General features: G+C 71.4%; 15 protein-coding genes. 8 read left to right on the top strand and 7 right to left on the bottom strand.

The genetic code is table 11. From position 1 onward, the window contains the following. From thrS to VGD44_RS05065, 4 genes are all read right to left on the bottom strand, one after another. On the bottom strand, positions 1-1,824 hold a 1,824-nt coding region (gene thrS, locus VGD44_RS05050; protein ID WP_331084525.1), incomplete at its 3' end, for a threonine--tRNA ligase. Continuing rightward, positions 1,821-2,102: a membrane protein insertion efficiency factor YidD gene (yidD, locus tag VGD44_RS05055; protein ID WP_331084527.1), complete on the bottom strand. Its 282-nt coding sequence runs from the start codon at positions 2,100-2,102 to the stop codon at positions 1,821-1,823. The genes yidD and thrS, both read right to left, overlap by 4 nt. Positions 2,103-2,311: 209 nt before the next feature. Next, positions 2,312-3,649: a class I SAM-dependent methyltransferase gene (locus VGD44_RS05060; RefSeq protein WP_331084529.1), complete on the bottom strand. Its 1,338-nt coding sequence runs from the start codon at positions 3,647-3,649 to the stop codon at positions 2,312-2,314. Positions 3,650-3,733: 84 nt separating this feature from the next. Then, positions 3,734-4,765: a hypothetical protein gene (locus VGD44_RS05065; protein WP_331084531.1), complete on the bottom strand. Its 1,032-nt coding sequence runs from the start codon at positions 4,763-4,765 to the stop codon at positions 3,734-3,736. A gap of 171 nt (positions 4,766-4,936) precedes the next feature. Here VGD44_RS05065 and VGD44_RS05070 point away from each other — a divergent pair, with 171 nt between their 5' ends. Next, positions 4,937-7,012, top strand: coding sequence for a calcium-binding protein (locus tag VGD44_RS05070; protein ID WP_331084532.1), 2,076 nt, complete (start codon positions 4,937-4,939; stop codon positions 7,010-7,012). A gap of 38 nt (positions 7,013-7,050) precedes the next feature. On the opposite strand, the gene VGD44_RS05075 is transcribed toward VGD44_RS05070, so the two are convergent. Next, positions 7,051-8,658, bottom strand: a complete 1,608-nt coding sequence (locus VGD44_RS05075) for a tetratricopeptide repeat protein (protein WP_331084534.1) — start codon at positions 8,656-8,658, stop codon at positions 7,051-7,053. Between the two features lie 108 nt (positions 8,659-8,766). Here VGD44_RS05075 and VGD44_RS05080 point away from each other — a divergent pair, with 108 nt between their 5' ends. From VGD44_RS05080 to VGD44_RS05105, 6 genes are all read left to right on the top strand, one after another. After that, complete coding sequence (locus tag VGD44_RS05080) at positions 8,767-9,579, top strand: hypothetical protein (RefSeq protein WP_331084536.1); 813 nt, start codon at positions 8,767-8,769, stop codon at positions 9,577-9,579. Between the two features lie 76 nt (positions 9,580-9,655). Next, positions 9,656-11,329, top strand: coding sequence for a glycosyltransferase family 4 protein (locus VGD44_RS05085; RefSeq protein WP_331084538.1), 1,674 nt, complete (start codon positions 9,656-9,658; stop codon positions 11,327-11,329). Next, on the top strand, positions 11,326-12,282 hold the full coding sequence (locus VGD44_RS05090; protein ID WP_331084540.1) for a glycosyltransferase: 957 nt from the start codon (positions 11,326-11,328) through the stop codon (positions 12,280-12,282). Before VGD44_RS05085 ends, VGD44_RS05090 begins: the two co-directional genes overlap by 4 nt. Continuing rightward, complete coding sequence (locus VGD44_RS05095) at positions 12,279-13,964, top strand: glycosyltransferase family 4 protein (protein ID WP_331084542.1); 1,686 nt, start codon at positions 12,279-12,281, stop codon at positions 13,962-13,964. The genes VGD44_RS05090 and VGD44_RS05095 overlap by 4 nt, the downstream gene beginning before the upstream one ends. Before the next feature lie 77 nt (positions 13,965-14,041). Then, the gene (locus tag VGD44_RS05100; protein WP_331084544.1) at positions 14,042-14,410 is read left to right on the top strand and encodes a glycine zipper 2TM domain-containing protein; all 369 of its coding nucleotides are present in this window, start codon (positions 14,042-14,044) and stop codon (positions 14,408-14,410) included. 4 nt (positions 14,411-14,414) lie between these two features. Beyond that, the gene (locus VGD44_RS05105; RefSeq protein WP_331084546.1) at positions 14,415-14,891 is read left to right on the top strand and encodes a hypothetical protein; all 477 of its coding nucleotides are present in this window, start codon (positions 14,415-14,417) and stop codon (positions 14,889-14,891) included. A gap of 12 nt (positions 14,892-14,903) precedes the next feature. On the opposite strand, the gene VGD44_RS05110 is transcribed toward VGD44_RS05105, so the two are convergent. Beyond that, complete coding sequence (locus tag VGD44_RS05110) at positions 14,904-15,650, bottom strand: ABC transporter ATP-binding protein (RefSeq protein WP_331084549.1); 747 nt, start codon at positions 15,648-15,650, stop codon at positions 14,904-14,906. Further along, positions 15,647-16,480, bottom strand: coding sequence for an ABC transporter permease (locus VGD44_RS05115; RefSeq protein ID WP_331084551.1), 834 nt, complete (start codon positions 16,478-16,480; stop codon positions 15,647-15,649). Before VGD44_RS05115 ends, VGD44_RS05110 begins: the two co-directional genes overlap by 4 nt. Positions 16,481-16,663: 183 nt before the next feature. Between VGD44_RS05115 and VGD44_RS05120 the strand changes: the two genes are divergently transcribed. After that, a complete protein-coding gene (locus VGD44_RS05120; protein WP_331084553.1) occupies positions 16,664-17,704 on the top strand; it encodes a glycosyltransferase family 2 protein in 1,041 nt (346 codons plus the stop codon). The last annotated feature ends 63 nt before the right edge of the window (positions 17,705-17,767 follow it).

Below are 17,767 nucleotides of genomic sequence, written 5' to 3' on the forward strand. Positions count from 1 at the left end.
CGCAACCTTGCCCTCTTCCGCCTCGCGGCGGCCGACGACGGCGATCACCGGCGTCTTGGCCAGGCTATGCTCGCGGATCTTGTAGTTGATCTTCTCGTTGCGCAGGTCCGTCTCCACGCGCAGGCCCTTGGCGCGGAGCGCCGCGGCGGCCTTCTCGGCGAAGCCGTCGGCGTCGGACGTGATCGTGGCGACCACCACCTGAACCGGCGACAGCCACAGCGGGAAGGCCCCGGCGTAGTTCTCGATCAGCACGCCGATGAACCGCTCCAGCGACCCGCAGATCGCGCGGTGCAGCATCACCGGCCGGTGCTTCTGGCCGTCCTCGCCGATGTACTCGGCCTCCAGCCGCTCGGGCAGGACGTAGTCGAGCTGGATCGTGCCGCACACCCAGATGCGGCCGATCGAGTCCTTCAACGCCCAGTCCAGCTTCGGCGCATAGAACGCCCCGTCACCTTCGGCGATCACCGGTTCGACACCGGCCTTGCGGGCCGCCGCCAGCATCTGCGCCTCGGCCTTGTCCCAGAACTCGTCCGAGCCCGCGCGGATCTCAGGCCGCGTGGCGAGCGCGATGTGGTCGCGCTCGAGGCCGAAGTCGGCGTGGATGGAGTTGGCCAGCTCGATGAACCGGGCCGTCTCCTCCTCGATCTGGTCCTCGCGACAGAAGATGTGGCCGTCGTCCTGCGTGAATGCCCGCACCCGCATCAATCCGTGCAGCGAGCCGGACGGTTCATAGCGGTGGCACGCGCCGAACTCGGCCATTCGCAGCGGCAGGTCGCGGTAGCTCTTCTGGCCGAACTTGAAGATCTGCACGTGGCCCGGGCAGTTCATGGGCTTCAGCGACAGTTCCTCGCCCTCGTCCGTCTCGCAGACGAACATGTTGGGCCGGTACTTGTCCCAGTGCCCGGACCTCTCCCAGAAGACGCGGTCCAGCACCTGCGGCGTGCGCACCTCCTGGTAGCCGGCCGCGTCGACCCGGCGGCGGACATACGCCTCGATCGTGCGCCACAGCGTCAGGCCCTTCTCGTGCCAGAACACCATGCCCTTGCCCTCTTCCTGGATGTGGAAGAGGTCCATGGCGCGGCCGATCCGGCGGTGATCGCGCTTCTCGGCTTCCTCGAGGCGGTGGATGTGCGCCTCCAGGTCAGCCTCGCTGGCCCAGGCCGTGCCGTAGATGCGCTGGAGCATCGGGTTGCGGTGGTCGCCCCGCCAGTAGGCCCCGGCCAGCTTCGTCAGCTTGAACGCCTTGCCCGCCGCCTTCGTGGACGGCAGGTGCGGCCCGCGGCAGAGGTCCTTCCAGTTCCCCTGGCGATAGACCGTGATCGGCTCGCTCTCGGGCAAGCCCTCGATGATCTGGGCCTTGTACTCCTCGCCGATGCCCCGGAAGTGGGCGATCGCCTCGGCGCGGTCCCAGACCTCGCGCTGGATCGGCTCGTCGCGGTCGACGATCTCCTTCATGCGCGCTTCGATCTTCGCCAGGTCGTCGAGGCTGAACGGCTCGTCGCGGGCGAAGTCGTAGTAGAAGCCGTCCTCGATCGCCGGGCCGATTGTGACCTGCGTGCCGGGGAACAGCTCCTGCACCGCCTCGGCCAGGATGTGGCTGACGTCGTGGCGGATCGTCTCGAGGGCCTCGGGGCTCTCGCGCGTCAGGATCTCGAACCTGCCGCCGGCTTCCAGCGGGCGGTCGAGGTCCAGGAGCTCGCCGTCGACCTTCACCAGGAGAGCCTTCTTCTCCAGGGACTTGGAGATCGAGGCCGCGATCTCGCGGCCCGTCGAGCTCTTGTGGAAATGGCGCTTCGAGCCATCGGGGAAAATCAGTTCGATCATGTCTCACACTTCCAGTCGCGCGCCTTGGTCGGCCCCTCGGGCTCGGCCTTGTGGCGCGGAGGCGGCGGCGGGTCCCAGCCCGCGCCGCCCCAGGGATGGCATCGACACAGCCGCTTGACGGTGAGCACGCTCCCCCGCCAGGGGCCGTGGCCGATCAGGGCGTCGGCGGCGTACTCCGAGCACGTCGGAGCGAACCGGCACTGCCGCCCGATCAGCGGCGAAAGCGTCAGCTTGTAGGCGCGTAAACTCGCCCTGACGCATCTCTCGTAGAAGCTCATGCCGGCTGCGGTTTGCGATTGCAGGTCCCGTGCGTACGCCGGGACCCCGAGAGGTTCAAGCCGCGCCGGCGGGAGTAGTTCGCGTTCCATGCGCCGTCGCGGGCGCAAGCGTCCGGGCGAGGCGGTCGGAGATGTCCGTCAGGCGAACCATGGGCGCGGCCACTATCACGGATAGGCTGTAAACGGAACCCGCGGCGACGGGAGACGCGCTAGGCCAGCAGGCCCTCGATGTCCTCGCGCAGCACCGCGATGTTGGCCTTGACCTTCTCCTTGTAGGCGATGACCGCGGCGCGATCGACCGGCCACAGCCGCTGCTGCGGCAGCTCACGGCCGAAGACGTCGAGGAGCAGGCTGCGGAATTTGCCCGATGGCCCGGCCCCGGGGAGCTCGGTCTGCTCGGCGTAGGCCACTTCCTCGGCCGACGTGAGCGCGCAGAGCAGCGGATGCAGGCGGCCCGAGGTGACACGCTTGTAGAGCTGGATGCGACTGATCACGCGGTCGAGCGGGGTTCCGCTCACGTCGCTCGCCCGGATCTCCAGGGTCTCGTCGAGGCTGGGTCGCGCCATGGGGAACGCGTCGACCAGCCAGTCGCCGAGGTGGCGCACGTTGTCCCGCCCGCGCCCGTACATCAGCGCATCCTCCTCGCTGCGGGCGTACCAGCGCTCCAGCCGATCGAGCACCGGATCCAGGCGGGCTTTCGGCAGGGTGTCGCGATACTGGGTGCCGAACACGCCGATCGAACGCGGGGCCCGGTCCAGGAGGGCGAGGAGGCGATCGTTCACCAGCGGGTCGAAGAGGCTGTTGCCCAGACCGAGGATCAGGAGGTCGGGAGCGCCTTCCGGCAGCCGGTCGAGGAACTTGAGGCTGACGTTCTGCACGACGGCGTTGGCGGGCAGCACCTGGTTCAGGAGCTGGACGCCCAGCCGGTCGCCGAAGTTGCCGGCGGTGAAGTAGGAGACCGCCCAGACGGTCTTCTCGGCCCGCCGCGGCGCCGATGCGGGGTCGGTCCGGATGAGGATCTGGCCGGCGCCCAGTTCGAAGGCCACGGCGCGCTTGAAGCCTGCCGCCCTCAGCAGGTCCCCGAACTGCGGGCGGGTGTAGTCGTTGACCCAGCCGTTGGCGCGCCGATCGCGCGGTCCCTCGCCGGCCGGGTTGTAGCTGAGCACCAGCGGCTTGCCGAACTCGAACAGGCGGCGGAGGAACGCCGGCGCGTCGACCATGTATTCCAGGACGCCCAGCGCGACGACCAGGTCGCACTCGACCTTGGGGAACTCGCCGGCGTTGAAGTCGCAGACGATGGTGCGCGCGTCGCGCGCCACGAGGTCGCACGGGATGTACTCGCAGCCGGGAGGCAGGAAGCGCTCGAGCGCCATGGCGCCGCAGCCCAGGTCGAGCACGCGGGCCGCGCGCGGGACCAGGTCGGCGGCGAACCGGGCGCGTTCATCCCAGGCCGGCGAGAGGTTGGTCGGATCCGCCCAGCGGACGTGATCGGTCCCACCCGCCAGCGCCGCCGCGCGCCGCCGCTCGATCTCGTCGTTGTCGCCCACTCGGCCTGCCTCGCTCGTCGTCGCTGTCGATCGGAGGGCTCACTACCAGCATCGCCCGGCGCGGGCGACGGGATTGCGGACGGCTCAGCGCGCAGGCGCGATTTCCGCCGCGACGCGGTCGATCAGCCCGTTCCAGTCGCCCGGCTGCGCCTGGCGCAGGACGCGCACGGACGGGTACCAGGGCGAATCGTCGCGATCACGGAGCCAGCGCCAGTCGGGCCGGACCGCCGGCAGGAGCACGAAGGTCGGCTTGCCCATGCTGCCGGCGAGGTGCGCCACGCTGGTGTCCACGCTCACGACGCAGTCGAGGCCGGCGATGATGTCCGCGGTGTCCTGGAAATCGCGCGCGCCGGTGTCCTCGGGCTGCAGTGAGACCGCGCCAGGCAGGGACAGGAGGCGGGCGGCCGGTTTGGCCGGCATGGACCGGTTCGCGTCGTTCCCGTGGGTCGCAGAGCCGGTCGTCATCACGCCGACACCGCCCGCCGCGCGGGGCGTGGCGCTGACGTGCAGGGGCGCGGGGATCTCGTACGGGGAGCCGAGGCGGAGGGGGAGCGAGCCCAGGAGCGACCAGGCGTCGTAGGGACCGGGAAGGTTGACCGACCCGGCCAGGGGAACGACGTCGGCCTGGACGTGGCGAAACAGCCGCGCCAGCGCCGGACGGCACAGCAGCGTGACGGCGATCCCGCGCTGGGCGAGGGGCGCGACATAGCGGGCGAACTGGATCTCGTCGCCCAGTCCCTGCTCCCGCCACACGAGCAGGCGCCTGATCGGCTCGCCGGTCCACTCCGGCAGCGACAGGGCGGGCGCGACGGCGGCGTTGCGGCTCACGTAGCGCCGCGCCTCGAACCACTGCCAGCCGGCCTCGTACTCTTCGTGCCGCAGTAGCTGTGTGGCGAGGTGGATGGCCCAATCGCCGTTCGCGGGGATTGCGGCGGCGAGCGTACGATAGAGTTGGGCAAGGTCGCTCCAGCGCCGCTCGCTCCGCAGCAGGACGTACAGGTTGTTGGCAGCCGGGATCGCGTCCTCGCCGTCGCCGATCATCGATCGATAGATCGCTTCCGCCCCGGCCAGGTCGCCCTGGGTGTGACGTGTGTACGCAAGGTCGATGCGGCTCATTGGCCCGTCCTAGCAGCCGGGGACCTGCGGCCGGAAGACCGTCCAAGCGGGTTCCACACTCGGAATGGTGGCGCCGTATCTTCGGCTCGTCTGAGGAGTCGGTAACTTTGTCTAAGTAATTTCCGGTAGTGTCTTGAGGACAGATACGAATCGAGACTGCGGGGGCCCACGGTGGCGAACTTCTTCTTCGACGAAATGACGGCTGGCCAGGCGCTGGCCTTCAATGCGGCGACCGACACGCTGGACTTCACGCACTACGCGGGGCTCTCGGCGTCGCAGGTTTCGGTCAGCTTCGTGCCCTTCACGGTCTCGGACCCCGACCGGATCGTCATCGTCGCGCCGGCGCGCACCCTGACGTTCAGCGACGCGGGGGGCTTCCGGGCGCCCGCCAACGGCGTCAACAGCACCATCTTCGGCGACGGCTCGATGCTCTACGCGGGCCTGACCGGCAACGATTCGGTGACGGGCACGGCGGCCGCGGACGGCCTCTATGGGGGCACCGGCAACGACACCATGGACGGCGCCCTGGGCAACGACCAGCTGCAGGGCAACCAGGGTGACGACTCGCTCTCCGGGGGCGAGGGCGACGACATCATCTACGGCGGCCGCGACAACGACCTGATCTCGCTCGGGGCGGGCGCGAATGCGGCGATCATCCAGTTCGCGCAGGGCAACCTGGGCAACGACACCATCACGGGCAGCGCCGGCCAGGACCTGATCCTGGGCGGCCAGGGCGGCGACTCCATCCTCGGCGGCGGCGGGGCCGACCTAATCCTCGGCAACCTGGGCGACGACACGGTCGTCGGCGCGGCGGCGGCCGACTCCCTGCAGGGCCAGGACGGCAACGACTCCATCAGCGGCGGCGGCGGGGCCGACAGCCTCGAGGGCGGCGCCGGCAACGACACGGTCAGCGGCGACGGCGCGGCGGCCCACTTGGGCGGTGACGGCGACGACAGCCTGATCGGCGGCGCGGGCGCCGACACGCTCGACGGCGGGGCCGGCAACGACACCATGTCCACGGGCGCGGGCGCCAACTCGGTCCTGGCCAGCCTGGGCGACGACAGGATCCTGGGCGGCAGCGGCGCGGACGACCTTTCGGGCGGCGACGGGGCCGACACCATCGACGCCGGCGCGGGCGCCAACACCGTGTCCGGCGGTATCGGCAACGACTCGATCTCGACGGGCGCCGACAACGATTCGGTCGTGCTCGGCGCGGGCGACGACAGCTTCCTGGGCGGCGGCGGATCGGACACGATCAACGGCGGCGAAGGCGCCAACACCCTGAACCTGGGCGGCGGCGGCGGCGTGGTGGCGACCGGCACGGGCAACGACACCGTCACCGGCGCGGGTCTCGCCACGACCTACGACACCGCCGCGGGCGACGACGTGGTGGTCTCCGGCGCGGGCAACGACACGGCGACGCTCGGCGACGGCAACGACAGCTACACCGACACCGGCGGCACGAACACGATCAACGCCGACGGCGGGGCCGACACCGTCAACGGCGGTGACGGCGTTGACGTGATCGACGGCGGCGCGGGCGACGACGTGATCAACGCGGGCGCCGGCAACAACACCGTCGCCGGCGGCGCCGACCGGGACATCATCTCGGCGGGCGACGGCAATGACAGCCTGTCGGGCGGCGACGGCGACGACGTGATCAACTCGGGCGCCGGCCTGGACTTCATCAACGGCGGCGCGGGCGCAGACGCCATCGTGTTCTCGGGCCGCGGCTCGGTCCTCGCCGGCGACGGCGCGGACGTCGTGACCGCGCTGGCCAGCACGATCGGCAGCATCGTCGACGGCGAAGGCGGCGACGACATCATGAACCTGGGCTCGGGCGACGACACCGTCACCGGCGGGCTCGGCGGCGACACGATCAACGCCGGGGCCGGCCGAGACGAGATCAGCGGCGGCGGCGACGTCGACACCTTCGTCTTCAGCCCCGGGCAGACTTCGGCGGCCGCCGGGCAGTGGGACTCCATCCTCGACTGGTCGTCCGCCGAGGTCATCGACGGTCCGGGCGCCTCGGCCGTCTACGGCGCGGAGAGCACCGCCGGCGATGCCGCCAATGCGATCGCCTACGCGAACGCCCAGATCGCGGCGGGCGCTGACGTGGTGGCGGTGCAGGTCGGGGCGGACGTCATCGTCTTCTTCGACGGCAGCGTGAACGACAATGTCGCCGACGAGGCCGTGCTGCTCGTCGGGCGGACGCTCGGCGACGTGAGCGACGTCAACTTCGTCTGAGCCACAGCGCCGGGTCCCGATCCGGCGCCTCCTCCCGCTCAGCTGCGGCGCGCGGCCTCCGCGCGAAGCGCCTGCGCCATGTCCGCGAAGACGTGGCTCCACTCGCCGCGGGCGGCCTGCCGGAACAGCTGCAGCGAGGGGTACCAGGGGCAATCCGGCCGGTCGCTGAGCCAGCGCCAGTCGGCGACATAGGGCAGGACGACCCAGCCGCGTACGCCCAGGGCCCCGGCCAGGTGCGCGACGCTGGTGTCCACCGTCACGACCAGGTCGCAGCACGCCATGGCTGCGGCGGTGTCGACGAAGGCGTCGGGGCCGGGGTCGAAGTCGTCGCCCAAGGTCTCCACGCGCATGCCGGGCGGCAGGGTGGCCAACTGGTCGAGGCCGTTGAACTTCTGCAGGCTGATCAGCCGAACGCCCGGCACGTCCGCGAGGGCATGCGCCGCGGCCAGCGGGAACGAGCGCTGGAGGGGGATGGAGTAGGGCAGGGTGCTGCCCTGCCAGACGATGCCCACCTTCAGGCCATGCTCGCCGATGCGGCTCTTCCAGCGCGCCACGCGCTCGGGCTCGGGGCGCAGGTAGCTCACCTCGCCGGGCAGCGTCTCCAGCGTGGCGCCGAAAGCGTGCGGCAGGGACATGAGCGCGCACTGGAGGTCGTAGCGTTCAGGCGTCTCGTCCTCGGCGACCAGCTCGATGCCGGGGCTGAGGGTCTGCAGCAGCCGGTGCATCGCCCGCGGCGCGCCCAGGATCACCCGCGCGCCTTGCCGCTCGGCGGTCCGGGCATAGCGGCAGAACTGGATCAGGTCGCCCTGGAACATCTCCGGGAAGACGAAGAGCGTCCGCCCGGCCAGGGGCTCGGCGCCGGTCCAAGGGTTCGGCAGCCGGTAGCGGGGGTCGTCGAACGTCGGGCAGCGCAGTCGCCACTCGTACGCCTCGAAGCCCTCGGCCAGGCGGCCGAGGTGCAGCAGGCAGAGGGCGCGGTTGTGGTGCGCCACCGCGAAGCCGGGCGCCTGGGCGATGGCCGCCTCGTAAGCGGCGATCGCCGCCTCGAACTGCTTGAGCACCCGCAACGTATTGCCGCGGTTGAAATGGCCGAGCGCGTTGCCGGGCTCCAGCGCCGTGGCTTTGTCGTAGGCGGCGAGGGCGTCCTCGAAGCAGCCCATGGCGTAGAGGACGTTGCCCGCGCCGCGGCTTGCGGCGGCGGGGCGCGATCCGGCGGCGGCATCGTAGCTCGCCAGCGCCTCGTCGAGGCGCTGGAGGCGCATCAGGGCCTCGCCGCGGATGAGGTGCGCGTCCACCAGGCCGGGGTCGCGCCGCAGCGCCCGGTCGCAGTCGGCGACCGCCTCGGCGTGGCGCTGGGCCTGGCTCAACGCCCGGGCCCGGTTGGCGTACATCGGGGCCGCGTCGGGCGTGACCGCCAGCGCGCGGCCGATGAGCTGGATCGCCTCGTCCGCCCGACCCTGGCCCAACGCCACCATGCCCAGAAGGTGGCTGGCGTCGGCGTTGGCGGCGTCGCGCTCCAGGACGGCCGAATAGACCCGGGCGGCCTCGTCGAGGCGTCCCTGGCGCTGCAGGCCGAGGCCAAGCTCGAGCATGGTCCGGACGTCGCCGGCCGCGGCGGGCGGCCCGGGGCGGTTGTGGAAAGGCATCACGGCGCCTTTGGCACGAAGACGGGCGCCGCGGAAGGGCCTTGCGCCGGCGCGCCGGATCGCGGAACACCGGCCGCCGGGCCAGGCGGAGCAAGACGCAAGCCGATCATGAAGACCTGCGTGTTCATCAACCTGGCCGACGCGGTCGGTCGGCGCGCCGCCTTCGAGGCGGACTTCGCCAGGGTCCAGGAACCCGGCTGGTCGCTGACGCGCCTCGAGGCCCTGGGTCCTGCGGACGTGGGCGCGCTGGCGGGCGGCCTGACTCCTGCCGAGAAGGGGTGCTTCGCCAGCCACCGTGCGGCCCTGGCCGCCCACGCCGAGGACGCCGACACCCTCCTCGTCGCCGAGGACGATGTCCGCTTCGCGCCGGGCGCCCTGGCCCTGGTCGAGGCCATGCTGGCCGCCTCGGACTGGGACATCCTGTTCACCGATGTCGGCCTCTGCGACCTGCCGACGATGCTCAGCCTTGCCGGGCGCCGCGCTGCGCTGGCCGCCCAGGGCCAGTTCATGCTGGTGGACCTTCGAGCGCGCAGCTATTTCGGCGCGACCGCATACGCCGTGCGGGGCGCCTCCAAGGCCAAGGTGAGGGCCGCGCTGGATGCGGCCATCCAACTTGACCAGCCCTACGACCTTTACCTGCGCGACCTGGGCCGGTCGGGCGACCTGAAGATCGCGACGTGCTTCCCGTTCCTCAGCACCCCCGGCTCGCTGGCCGATCGGTCGCAGATCCAGAGTAACGAGACCGCCCCCTTCGACCGGGCGATGACCGCCTTCCGCAGGCTCATGTACCTAAAGCCGGACCTCGAGGCCTGCGGCCGCGAGATCGCGGGCCTGCGCGCGGAGTTCGGCACGGCGGAATCGGAGCTGGTCGGCGCGGTCTTCTCCGTGCTGGCCGCGCCGGGCTTTCCGCTCGACCGATAGGCCGTCGCCAAGCTTGTGTCGGACGGCGAGAGGCTCCATTCATCCGGCCTCCCCAAGCCCAGACTCGAAGGCGCACGTGACCATACCCGGGCCCGCAACGGCCGTGATCAGAAGCGAGCCCGACGGCTACGACATGGCCAAGACCCAGCTGATGGGTCGCCAGTCGGCCGGTCACGGCTTCCTGCGCGCCGCGGTCGATGCGCGCGGCGACCGCCCCATCTACGGCCTGACCGCGCAGCAGAGGTCGGCGCGGGCGCTGCAGGGCATGGTGCATGCGATCGATCCCGCGGCCCGCTTCGAATGGATCCCCGCCGAGCAGCTCACCCGCGTGGCCGAGGTGGGCGTGCTCTACATCGCCGACGCCACGGTCGCGGCGCACTCGCGGACACGCCTGCGCATCGGTGTCGGCGCCTACTCGATCTGCGGGGTCACGCACACCACCGCCAGCCACGGCGTCATGGACGAGATGGTGGGACTGCTGCGCGAGGCGGTGGCGCCCTGGGACGCGCTCGTCTGCACCTCGAACTCGGTGGTCGAAACCGTCCGGCGGGTCCACGAGGCCGAGGCCGATTACGCGCGCTGGCGCTACGGCGTCGAGGCCACGCCCCCGCCGCCCCAGTTGCCGCTGATCCCGCTCGGCGTCCACTGCGACGACTTCCAGTTCAGCGCCGATGACCGCGCCGAGGCGCGGGTCGCCCTGGGGCTGGACCCGGACGAAGTGGTGGGCCTGTTCGTCGGCCGGCTGGTCTTCCATGCGAAGGCCCATCCCCTCCCGATCTTCAAGGCGATGCAGGCGGCGGCCGATCGGACCGGCAAGCGGGTCGCGCTGATCTTTTCCGGCTGGGCCCCCAACGAAGGGGTCGAGCAGGCCTATCGCGGCGGCGCGGCGGCGTTCGCGCCGGACGCGAAGGTCATCTTCGTGGACGGACGCGAGGCGAAGGACCGCAAGAACGCGTGGGCCGCAGCCGACCTCTTCCTGTCGCCGTCCGACAACATCCAGGAGACCTTCGGCCTGACCCCGGTCGAGGCCATGGCTGCCGGGCTGCCGGTCGTGGTCAGCGACTACGACGGCTATCGCGACACGGTTCGCGCCGACGTGGATGGGTTCCGCGTCGCCACCTGGGCCCCTGCCGCGGGAAACGGCCAGGGCCTGGCTCACGCCTATGAGGCCGGCTGGCTCAACTACGACCAGTACTGCTGGAGTGCGTGCGCGGCCACAGCGGTGGATCCACCGGCCTATTCGGACGCGGTCACGGCCCTCGTCGAGAACGCCGACCTGCGCCGGCGGATGGGCGAGGCAGGACGGGCGCGGGCTCGCGAGGTGTTCGACTGGCGGGTGGTCTATGCGCAGTACCAGGCGCTGTGGAGCGACCTCAACGCGCGGCGGCAGGCGGCTGCAGCGAGCGACGAGCAGCGCGCCTGGGTGCAGGCCGCGCCCCTGGCGGCGCCGGCCCGGCTGGATCCTTTCCACGCGTTCGGCCACTACGTCACGCACGCACTCGACGGCGACACGCGGCTGGCGCTTACCCCCGGCGTCGTGCGGCAGGACCTGGCGACGGCGCTCAACCACCCGCTGTTCGGCGCGCTGCCGATCTCGCGCGCCACCGTCGAGGCGGTGTTCGCCGCCCTCGAGGGCGGGACCGTCGCGCTGTCGTCGCTGCCCACGCCGACCCGCGCCAAGCTGCCGATCGTGGTGCGGGCCGCCGGCTTGCTGGTGAAGATGGGACTGGCGGCGCCGGTGAGTCGATGAGGATCCTCTACATCTCATTCCCGACCGGCCAGATCGCGGGCGGGCAGAAGATGATCGCCCGCCACGTGGAGGCCCTACGCGAGGTCGGGTTCGACGCCGTGTGGTGGCGAGGCGAGGCGGTGGAGCTGCCCTGGCTGACGCACACCGCGCCGGTCGAGGTTCAGACGCCGCTCCGGGACGACTTCGTCGTGGTCCCCTGCGACGCGCCGAACGCCATCCAGTACGCCGCCAAGGCGGGCAACCCCACCGCCGTGTTCGTGCAGGGGCATATCACCTTCGCATCCACCGGCGGCCTCGAAGCGGTGCGGGCCTTGCGGGACCCGATCTTCCTCGCCGTAGGGCCGACCACGGCGGCGGCGGTGCGGCGGGCGTTTCCGACGGCGCGGATCGAGGTGCTGCCCGGCTTCGCCGACGAGCGTATCTTCAAGCCCCGGGAGAAGACCCACGCCGTGGCCCACGCACCGTGGAAGCGCGCGCTTGAGGCGGCGGCGATCCGCAGCTTCCTCAAGACCTACCATCGGCGCCACGCCAAGACGCCGTGGGCGACGATCCTGAACGCCAGCGAGGCGCAGGTGGCCGAGGGCATGGGCCGCTGCTCGATCTTCCTCAGCCTCAGCCGCCTGGAGGGCCTGGGCCTCACACCGCTGGAAGCCATGGCCAGCGGCTGCCTCGTCGCCGGTTTCATGGGTCTGGGCGGCCGCGACTTCGCGACGCCCGACAACGGCTTCTGGGTGGCCGACGAGGACTGCGTCGGCGCGGCCGACGCCCTGGCCGAGGCCGCGGACGTATGGCTCACCGGAGGACCGGCGCTTGCGCGCCGGCTCGACGCCGCGCGGGCGACGGCCGAGGCCTGGTCGTACGCGCGATTCCGGACCAGGCTCGAGGAGGTCTGGACGGCGCTGGCGCCGGATGCGCGACTGCGCGGCGACGCAGGCGTGGGGGCGCGAGGATGAGCGTGGAATCCGACGGCCTCCGGGGGCGGCTCTCGATCTTCCATCCGCCGGGCCGCATGGGCCTGGGCGCGAACCCGTTCGGGAAGGACGTGGCCAACCTGCAGCTCTGGCAGGCCCTGGCGCGGCACGGCGGCTATGCGCACCTGGACGTGCTCAGCCTGCAGCCCGCCCAGCCGGCGGAGCTCGTGCACGCCCTCTTCGAGGGCCAGCCGAGTGCGGTGAAGGTGGGGACCGCGCTGCTCGCCCAGTCGAGCGCGCCGGCCGAGTCCGGCGTCCTGCTCCGCGGCCAGCCGGACCTCTACGATCTGGCCTGGATGCGACGGCGGCGCGCCAGCGATCGAGCCTACAGCCTGGTGGGCATGATCCATACGATCGCGCCGCCGGCCATGCGCCAGGTCATCGCGATGACGGCCGTGGCGCCGATGCATCCCTGGGACGCGCTGATTTGCACGTCGCCCAGCGTCCGCGACGCGCTGGTCGAGATGTTCGGCGGCTGGGGCCAGCATCTCGCCGAGCGGACGGGCGGGCGGGCGCCGCCGCTGCCGCAACTGCCCGTCATCCCGCTGGGCGTCGACGGGGCCGCCTTCGCCGCGATGGCCGACCGGCCGGGCGCGCGGGAGGCGGCGCGCGGCGCGCTCGACGTCGGTCCCGACGACATCCTGGTGCTCTGGGTCGGCCGCCTCTCGTACTTCGAGAAGGCCTTCCCGCAGCCGATGTTCGCGGCGGTGGAGCAGGCGCGGCAGACGACGGGCGCCCGCGTGGTCTTCGCCCTGGCCGGCTGGTTCCCCGGTGAGGACGACCGCGGCATGTACGAGGCGGCCGCGCGAGCGCATGCGCCGGACACGCGGGTTGTGTTCGTCGACGGCAACGACCGCGAGCGGCTGGCGGGACTTTGGGCCGGCGCCGACATCTTCCTGTCGCTGGTGGACAACATCCAGGAGACGTTCGGCATCACCCCGCTGGAAGCCATGGCCGCGGGACTGCCGGTGGTGGCCAGCGACTGGGACGGATACCGCTCGACGGTCCGCGACGGGGTGGAAGGGTTCCTGATCCCGACCCTGGGCGGCCCCGTCGGGGGCGGCCTGGGCGCGCAGCTGGTGGAGCGGCACACCTCGGGCGCGCTGACCTACCAGGCCTATGTCGGCCAGACGGCGCAGCACACGGCCATCCACATCGGCCGCGCCGCCGAGGCGATCGCCACCCTGATCGCCTCGCCCGACCTGCGCCGGCGGATGGGGGCGGCAGGGCGCCAGCGGGTGGCCGAGGCCCTCGACTGGCGGGTCGTCGCGCCGCAGATCCACGCCCTGACGGACGAGCTGGCGGCCGTGCGGGCGCGTTCGACGGACCCGAACCCGCGCCCCGCCGCCGATCCGGTCAAAGGCGACCCGTTCCGGGCTTTCGCGCGCTTCGCCACCGCCCCCCTCACGCTCGACACGCGCCTGACGCCGGCGCCGGGCGTCACCGCCGCGCGGGTGCGCGGGGACCACGTGGCGCTCGACACCGCCTTCCCGGGCCTGCGTGCGCCGCCGGAACTCTGCGCCGAGGCCTTCGCGGTCCTGGAGGCGCGCGGCGGGGCCACGGTGCGCGAGGTGCTGGAGGCCTTTCCCACCGGCCAGCGCCGCGCTCTCGAGCTGGGCCTGGCCTGGATGGCCAAGTACGGCTTTGTCGACTGGCTGACATAAGGGCGCATCCAACTGCGCCTTTCGGCGTTTTCTCCCCCAAGCCGACCGAGGGACCGGCCATCGACAGGAGAGACCCTATGCGTTCGATCGCCATGATCGCTGGCCTGACCATGGCCATCGCGGCCGCCCCGGCGGCTGAGGCCGCCTGCCCGAAACGGACCAACGGAACCATCATCGGCGCCCTGGGCGGCGCCTTGGTGGGCAGCGCCGTCGCCGGCCGTGGCGACCGCACCGAAGGCGCGCTGATCGGCGGCGCCGCGGGCGGCTTGGTCGGCAATCAGGTCAGCAAGTGCCGCCGTGCGCCGGCCCGCAGCTACTCGCGCACCCGCAGCTACCAGCGGGCGGCCTATGACCAGCCCCGCGCGCCGGCCTGCCGCTATGAGTCGCGGCCCTACTACGACGCCTACGGCGACGTCGTGTACCAGCCCACCCGCGTGTGCCGCTAACGCCATGCGCCGGATCCTGATCGTCGGCGCCGCCTGCGCCGGCCTCGCGGCCTGCCAGGGCGGCGACCGTCCCGTGGCGGGCATCTGCAAGTCCTTCACCCAGGCCGAGGCCCAGCCGGCCGCCGGACCGCCCGCGGCGGGCGGTACTGGAGCGGCGGACCTTGAGGACTGCCTGCACCGCTGGGCCTATACGCTGGCGGGCTCGCGCGACGAGGCGGGGATCGTCGCCGACGCCGTGGCCGCGGCCTGCCGCGCGCCGCTGGCGCGCTGGAACCAGCAATCGATGAGCGCCGCGGCGGCGGCCCAGGCCCCGCAGGAGGCGCCCAGCCTGATCACTGGCCAGCAGACCAACCCGATCGCCGAGCACGCGAACTTCGCGAGCGACCGGGCGCTGTTCTACGTGGTGCAAGCCCGGGCCGGCGGCTGCAAACCACCGCCGCGCAAGGAGGGCCAGGCGCCGATGACGAGCCCAGATCGGTAGGGAATTCGAACGCTAAGCGGCCAGCAGCTGGTCCAGCTTGCGGATGTCGACGACCTCGGAGGCGACCCCGCCTTCGAGCTTCATGACCTTGTTGCAGTAGAGCTTGAGCAGGGGGGCCTCGTGCGTCGCCAGCACGAGAATGCCGGCCCGCTCGACCAGCTTCAGCAGGCGCTTGTGGGCCAGCTTCTGGAAGTCGGCGTCGCCGACGGCGATCCACTCGTCCATCAACAGCACGTCGGCCTCGACGGCGGTCGCCGCGGCGAAGGCCAGGCGGCCCTGCATGCCGGCCGAATAGGTCTTCACCGGCATCGCCAGGAACGGCCCCAGGCCCGTGAACTCGGCGATCTCGTCCATCCGCGCGTCGACCTCTTTCGACGAGAGGCCCGAGATGCGGCAGCGCAGGCGGATGTTCTCGTAGCCGGTGGCGGACGGGTCGATGCCCAGGGAGAGATCGAGGAGGGCGGCGATGCGGCCGTGCACGTCGATCGTGCCCTCGTCCGGCTCGTAGGCGCCCGACAGCGCCCGCAAGAGCGTGGTCTTGCCCGAGCCGTTGTGGCCGATCAGGCCCAGGCGGTCGCCGGCCTTCAGCTCGAGGTTGAGACTCGAGAGCGCGGTGACGTCGGTGACGCCGGCGTGCCGGCCCAGGGCGCCCCCTACGCTGACCGCGCGGGCCAGCGCCTTCTTCAGCGACTTTGCGTCGGCCCCGTAGACCGGGAAACGGATCGTCAGGTCGGAGACGGAGATCGAGGCTGTCGTCATAGGTAGTGGACGATCCGGCGGCGCGTGCGGGCGAAGATGAGGAAGGCTGCGATCCAGCCGATCACCGCCATCGAGACCAGCACGACGTAGGTCAGGCCATTGACCGAGTGGCCCAGCAGCGGGGCCCGGACGGCCTCCAGCAGGTGGTAGAAGGGGTTGAAGTCGAGGAACACCCGGTGCTTGCCGAAGCGGTCGGGCCGCCAGAAGACCGGCGTCATGAAGATCGCGAACTGCATCACCGAGACGACGATCTGCGGGATGTCACGGAAGCGCGCCGAGGCGACGCCCGCCACTACCGAGACCCAGCTCACGTTGAGGAGCATCAGCGCCACGCCCACCACCGCCAGCGGGACGTTGGCCGTCTTCCACTGGCCGAAGTAGATCAGCATGGCGACCACGATCACCAGGTGGTGCGCGAGGTTGATGAGGTTCCGGAACAGCGTTCGCCAGACGAAGGTGAACATCGGCAGCGATGTCTGGGCGAGCATGCTGGACGCGAGGACGAAGGTCTCGCACCCCTCGTTCACAACCCCGGTCATCACGCCGAAGAAGACGATGCCGATGGCGACGTACGGCAGGTGCTCGCTGAGCGGCAGGTTGAAGAGGCTGGCGTAGAGGAAGCCGATCCCCAGCACCATCAGGGCCATGGAGAGCGTGATCCAGAACGGGCCCAGCACCGAGCCGCGGTAGCGCGACCCCACGTCGTGGGTGGCCAGCGACCAGGCCAGGCCCATCCGTCCGAACGAGTTCTTCACATCCCGCGCCGCCATCTGCAGCTGGAACGACGCGCCGCGCCGTCCGGTCCGCAGCATGTGGGTGGCGGTGTCCATGGCCTCTCCCGACAGAAGGCGTGCGAGGTATCAGCCGGGGTATCGTCGCGCAAGGACAGCCCCCACCCCGGCTTTCCGCCGGAAAGCCGTCACCCAGGAGGAAGGCGGGCGCAGCGGCGCGCCGGCGGGGTGCTTTGCCACGGCGGCGGCTTCCATGTTAGCCCCGGGCCCGTGGCCCGAACCGTGACCCCGTCTCCCGTCGAACGCGAAGTCCTGGCGCCAGGCGCTCCATCGCTGGAGGGGGCCGGCGTCTGGCTGGTCGTGCCCTGCTACAAGGTCCGCTCGCACATCCTGCGGGTGATCGCCCGCACGCCCGCCTGGTTCGAGGGGATCGTCTGCGTCGACGACGCCTGTCCCGACCGCTCGGGGGACTTCATCGAGGCCGAGAATACCGATCCGCGCGTCGTGGTGGTCCGGCTGGCGAAGAACCAGGGCGTCGGCGGCGCGACGCTCGCCGGCTACGCCGAGGCGGCGCGGCGCGGCGCGCGCGTGCTGGTCAAGGTGGACGGCGACGACCAGATGGACCTGGGCATGGCCGCCCAGCTGGTGGCCCCGATCCTCCTGGGCGAGGCCGACTACGCCAAGGGCAACCGCTTCACCTCGATCAGCCACCTGACGACCATGCCGACGGTGCGCGTGCTCGGGAACGCGATGCTGAGCTTCGCGGCCAAGCTGTCGACCGGCTACTGGAACATCTTCGACCCCACGAACGGCTACACCGCCCTGGAGTCCACCGTGGCGCGGCTGGTCATGGAGAAGCGGGTCTCGCGCCGGTTCTTCTTCGAGACCGACCTGCTCTACCACCTGGGCACGCTCCGGGCCGTGGTGCGCGACGTGCCGATGCCGGCCCGCTACGCCGACGAGGTCTCCAACATCCGGATCGGCCAGATCGTGGGGCCGTTCGCGCTCAAGCACCTGCGCAACTTCGCCCAGCGGGTGGTGGGCCAGTATTTCGTGCGCGACTTCAACGCGGCCAGCCTCGAGCTGGTGTTCGGCCTGTTCTCGCTGCTGTTCGGCGTGGGCTATGCGCTGAGCTACCTGGCCAACCGCACGCCGGGCCAGGCAGCTTCGGCCGGCGTGGTCATGCTGGCCGCCCTGCCGGTGATCCTGGGCGTGCAGTTCCTGTTGCAGGCGATGAACTTCGACGTCCTGAACGTGCCGAATCGGCCGATCCATCCCTACCTGCGGGCGATCGAGAAGATGGCCGGGCGGGCCGGCGCTTGACCAGTTCGGGCGCGGCGGCCAATCCAGGCGCCGGAATCAGCATGTCGGAAGGCGTTCCCCGGA

Source organism: Phenylobacterium sp., assembly GCF_036402295.1.
Classification (GTDB): domain Bacteria; phylum Pseudomonadota; class Alphaproteobacteria; order Caulobacterales; family Caulobacteraceae; genus Phenylobacterium.

Bases quoted from the DNA above. Each gene is read 5' to 3' on its own strand.
- VGD44_RS05095 (WP_331084542.1), top strand. From the start codon at position 12,279: ATGAGCGTGGAATCCGACGGCCTCCGGGGGCGGCTCTCGATCTTCCAT.
- VGD44_RS05075 (WP_331084534.1), bottom strand. From the start codon at position 8,658: ATGCCTTTCCACAACCGCCCCGGGCCGCCCGCCGCGGCCGGCGACGTC.
- VGD44_RS05080 (WP_331084536.1), top strand. From the start codon at position 8,767: ATGAAGACCTGCGTGTTCATCAACCTGGCCGACGCGGTCGGTCGGCGC.
- VGD44_RS05105 (WP_331084546.1), top strand. From the start codon at position 14,415: ATGCGCCGGATCCTGATCGTCGGCGCCGCCTGCGCCGGCCTCGCGGCC.
- VGD44_RS05100 (WP_331084544.1), top strand. From the start codon at position 14,042: ATGCGTTCGATCGCCATGATCGCTGGCCTGACCATGGCCATCGCGGCC.
- yidD (WP_331084527.1), bottom strand. From the start codon at position 2,102: ATGAGCTTCTACGAGAGATGCGTCAGGGCGAGTTTACGCGCCTACAAG.
- VGD44_RS05090 (WP_331084540.1), top strand. From the start codon at position 11,326: ATGAGGATCCTCTACATCTCATTCCCGACCGGCCAGATCGCGGGCGGG.
- VGD44_RS05065 (WP_331084531.1), bottom strand. From the start codon at position 4,765: ATGAGCCGCATCGACCTTGCGTACACACGTCACACCCAGGGCGACCTG.
- VGD44_RS05110 (WP_331084549.1), bottom strand. From the start codon at position 15,650: ATGACGACAGCCTCGATCTCCGTCTCCGACCTGACGATCCGTTTCCCG.
- VGD44_RS05115 (WP_331084551.1), bottom strand. From the start codon at position 16,480: ATGGACACCGCCACCCACATGCTGCGGACCGGACGGCGCGGCGCGTCG.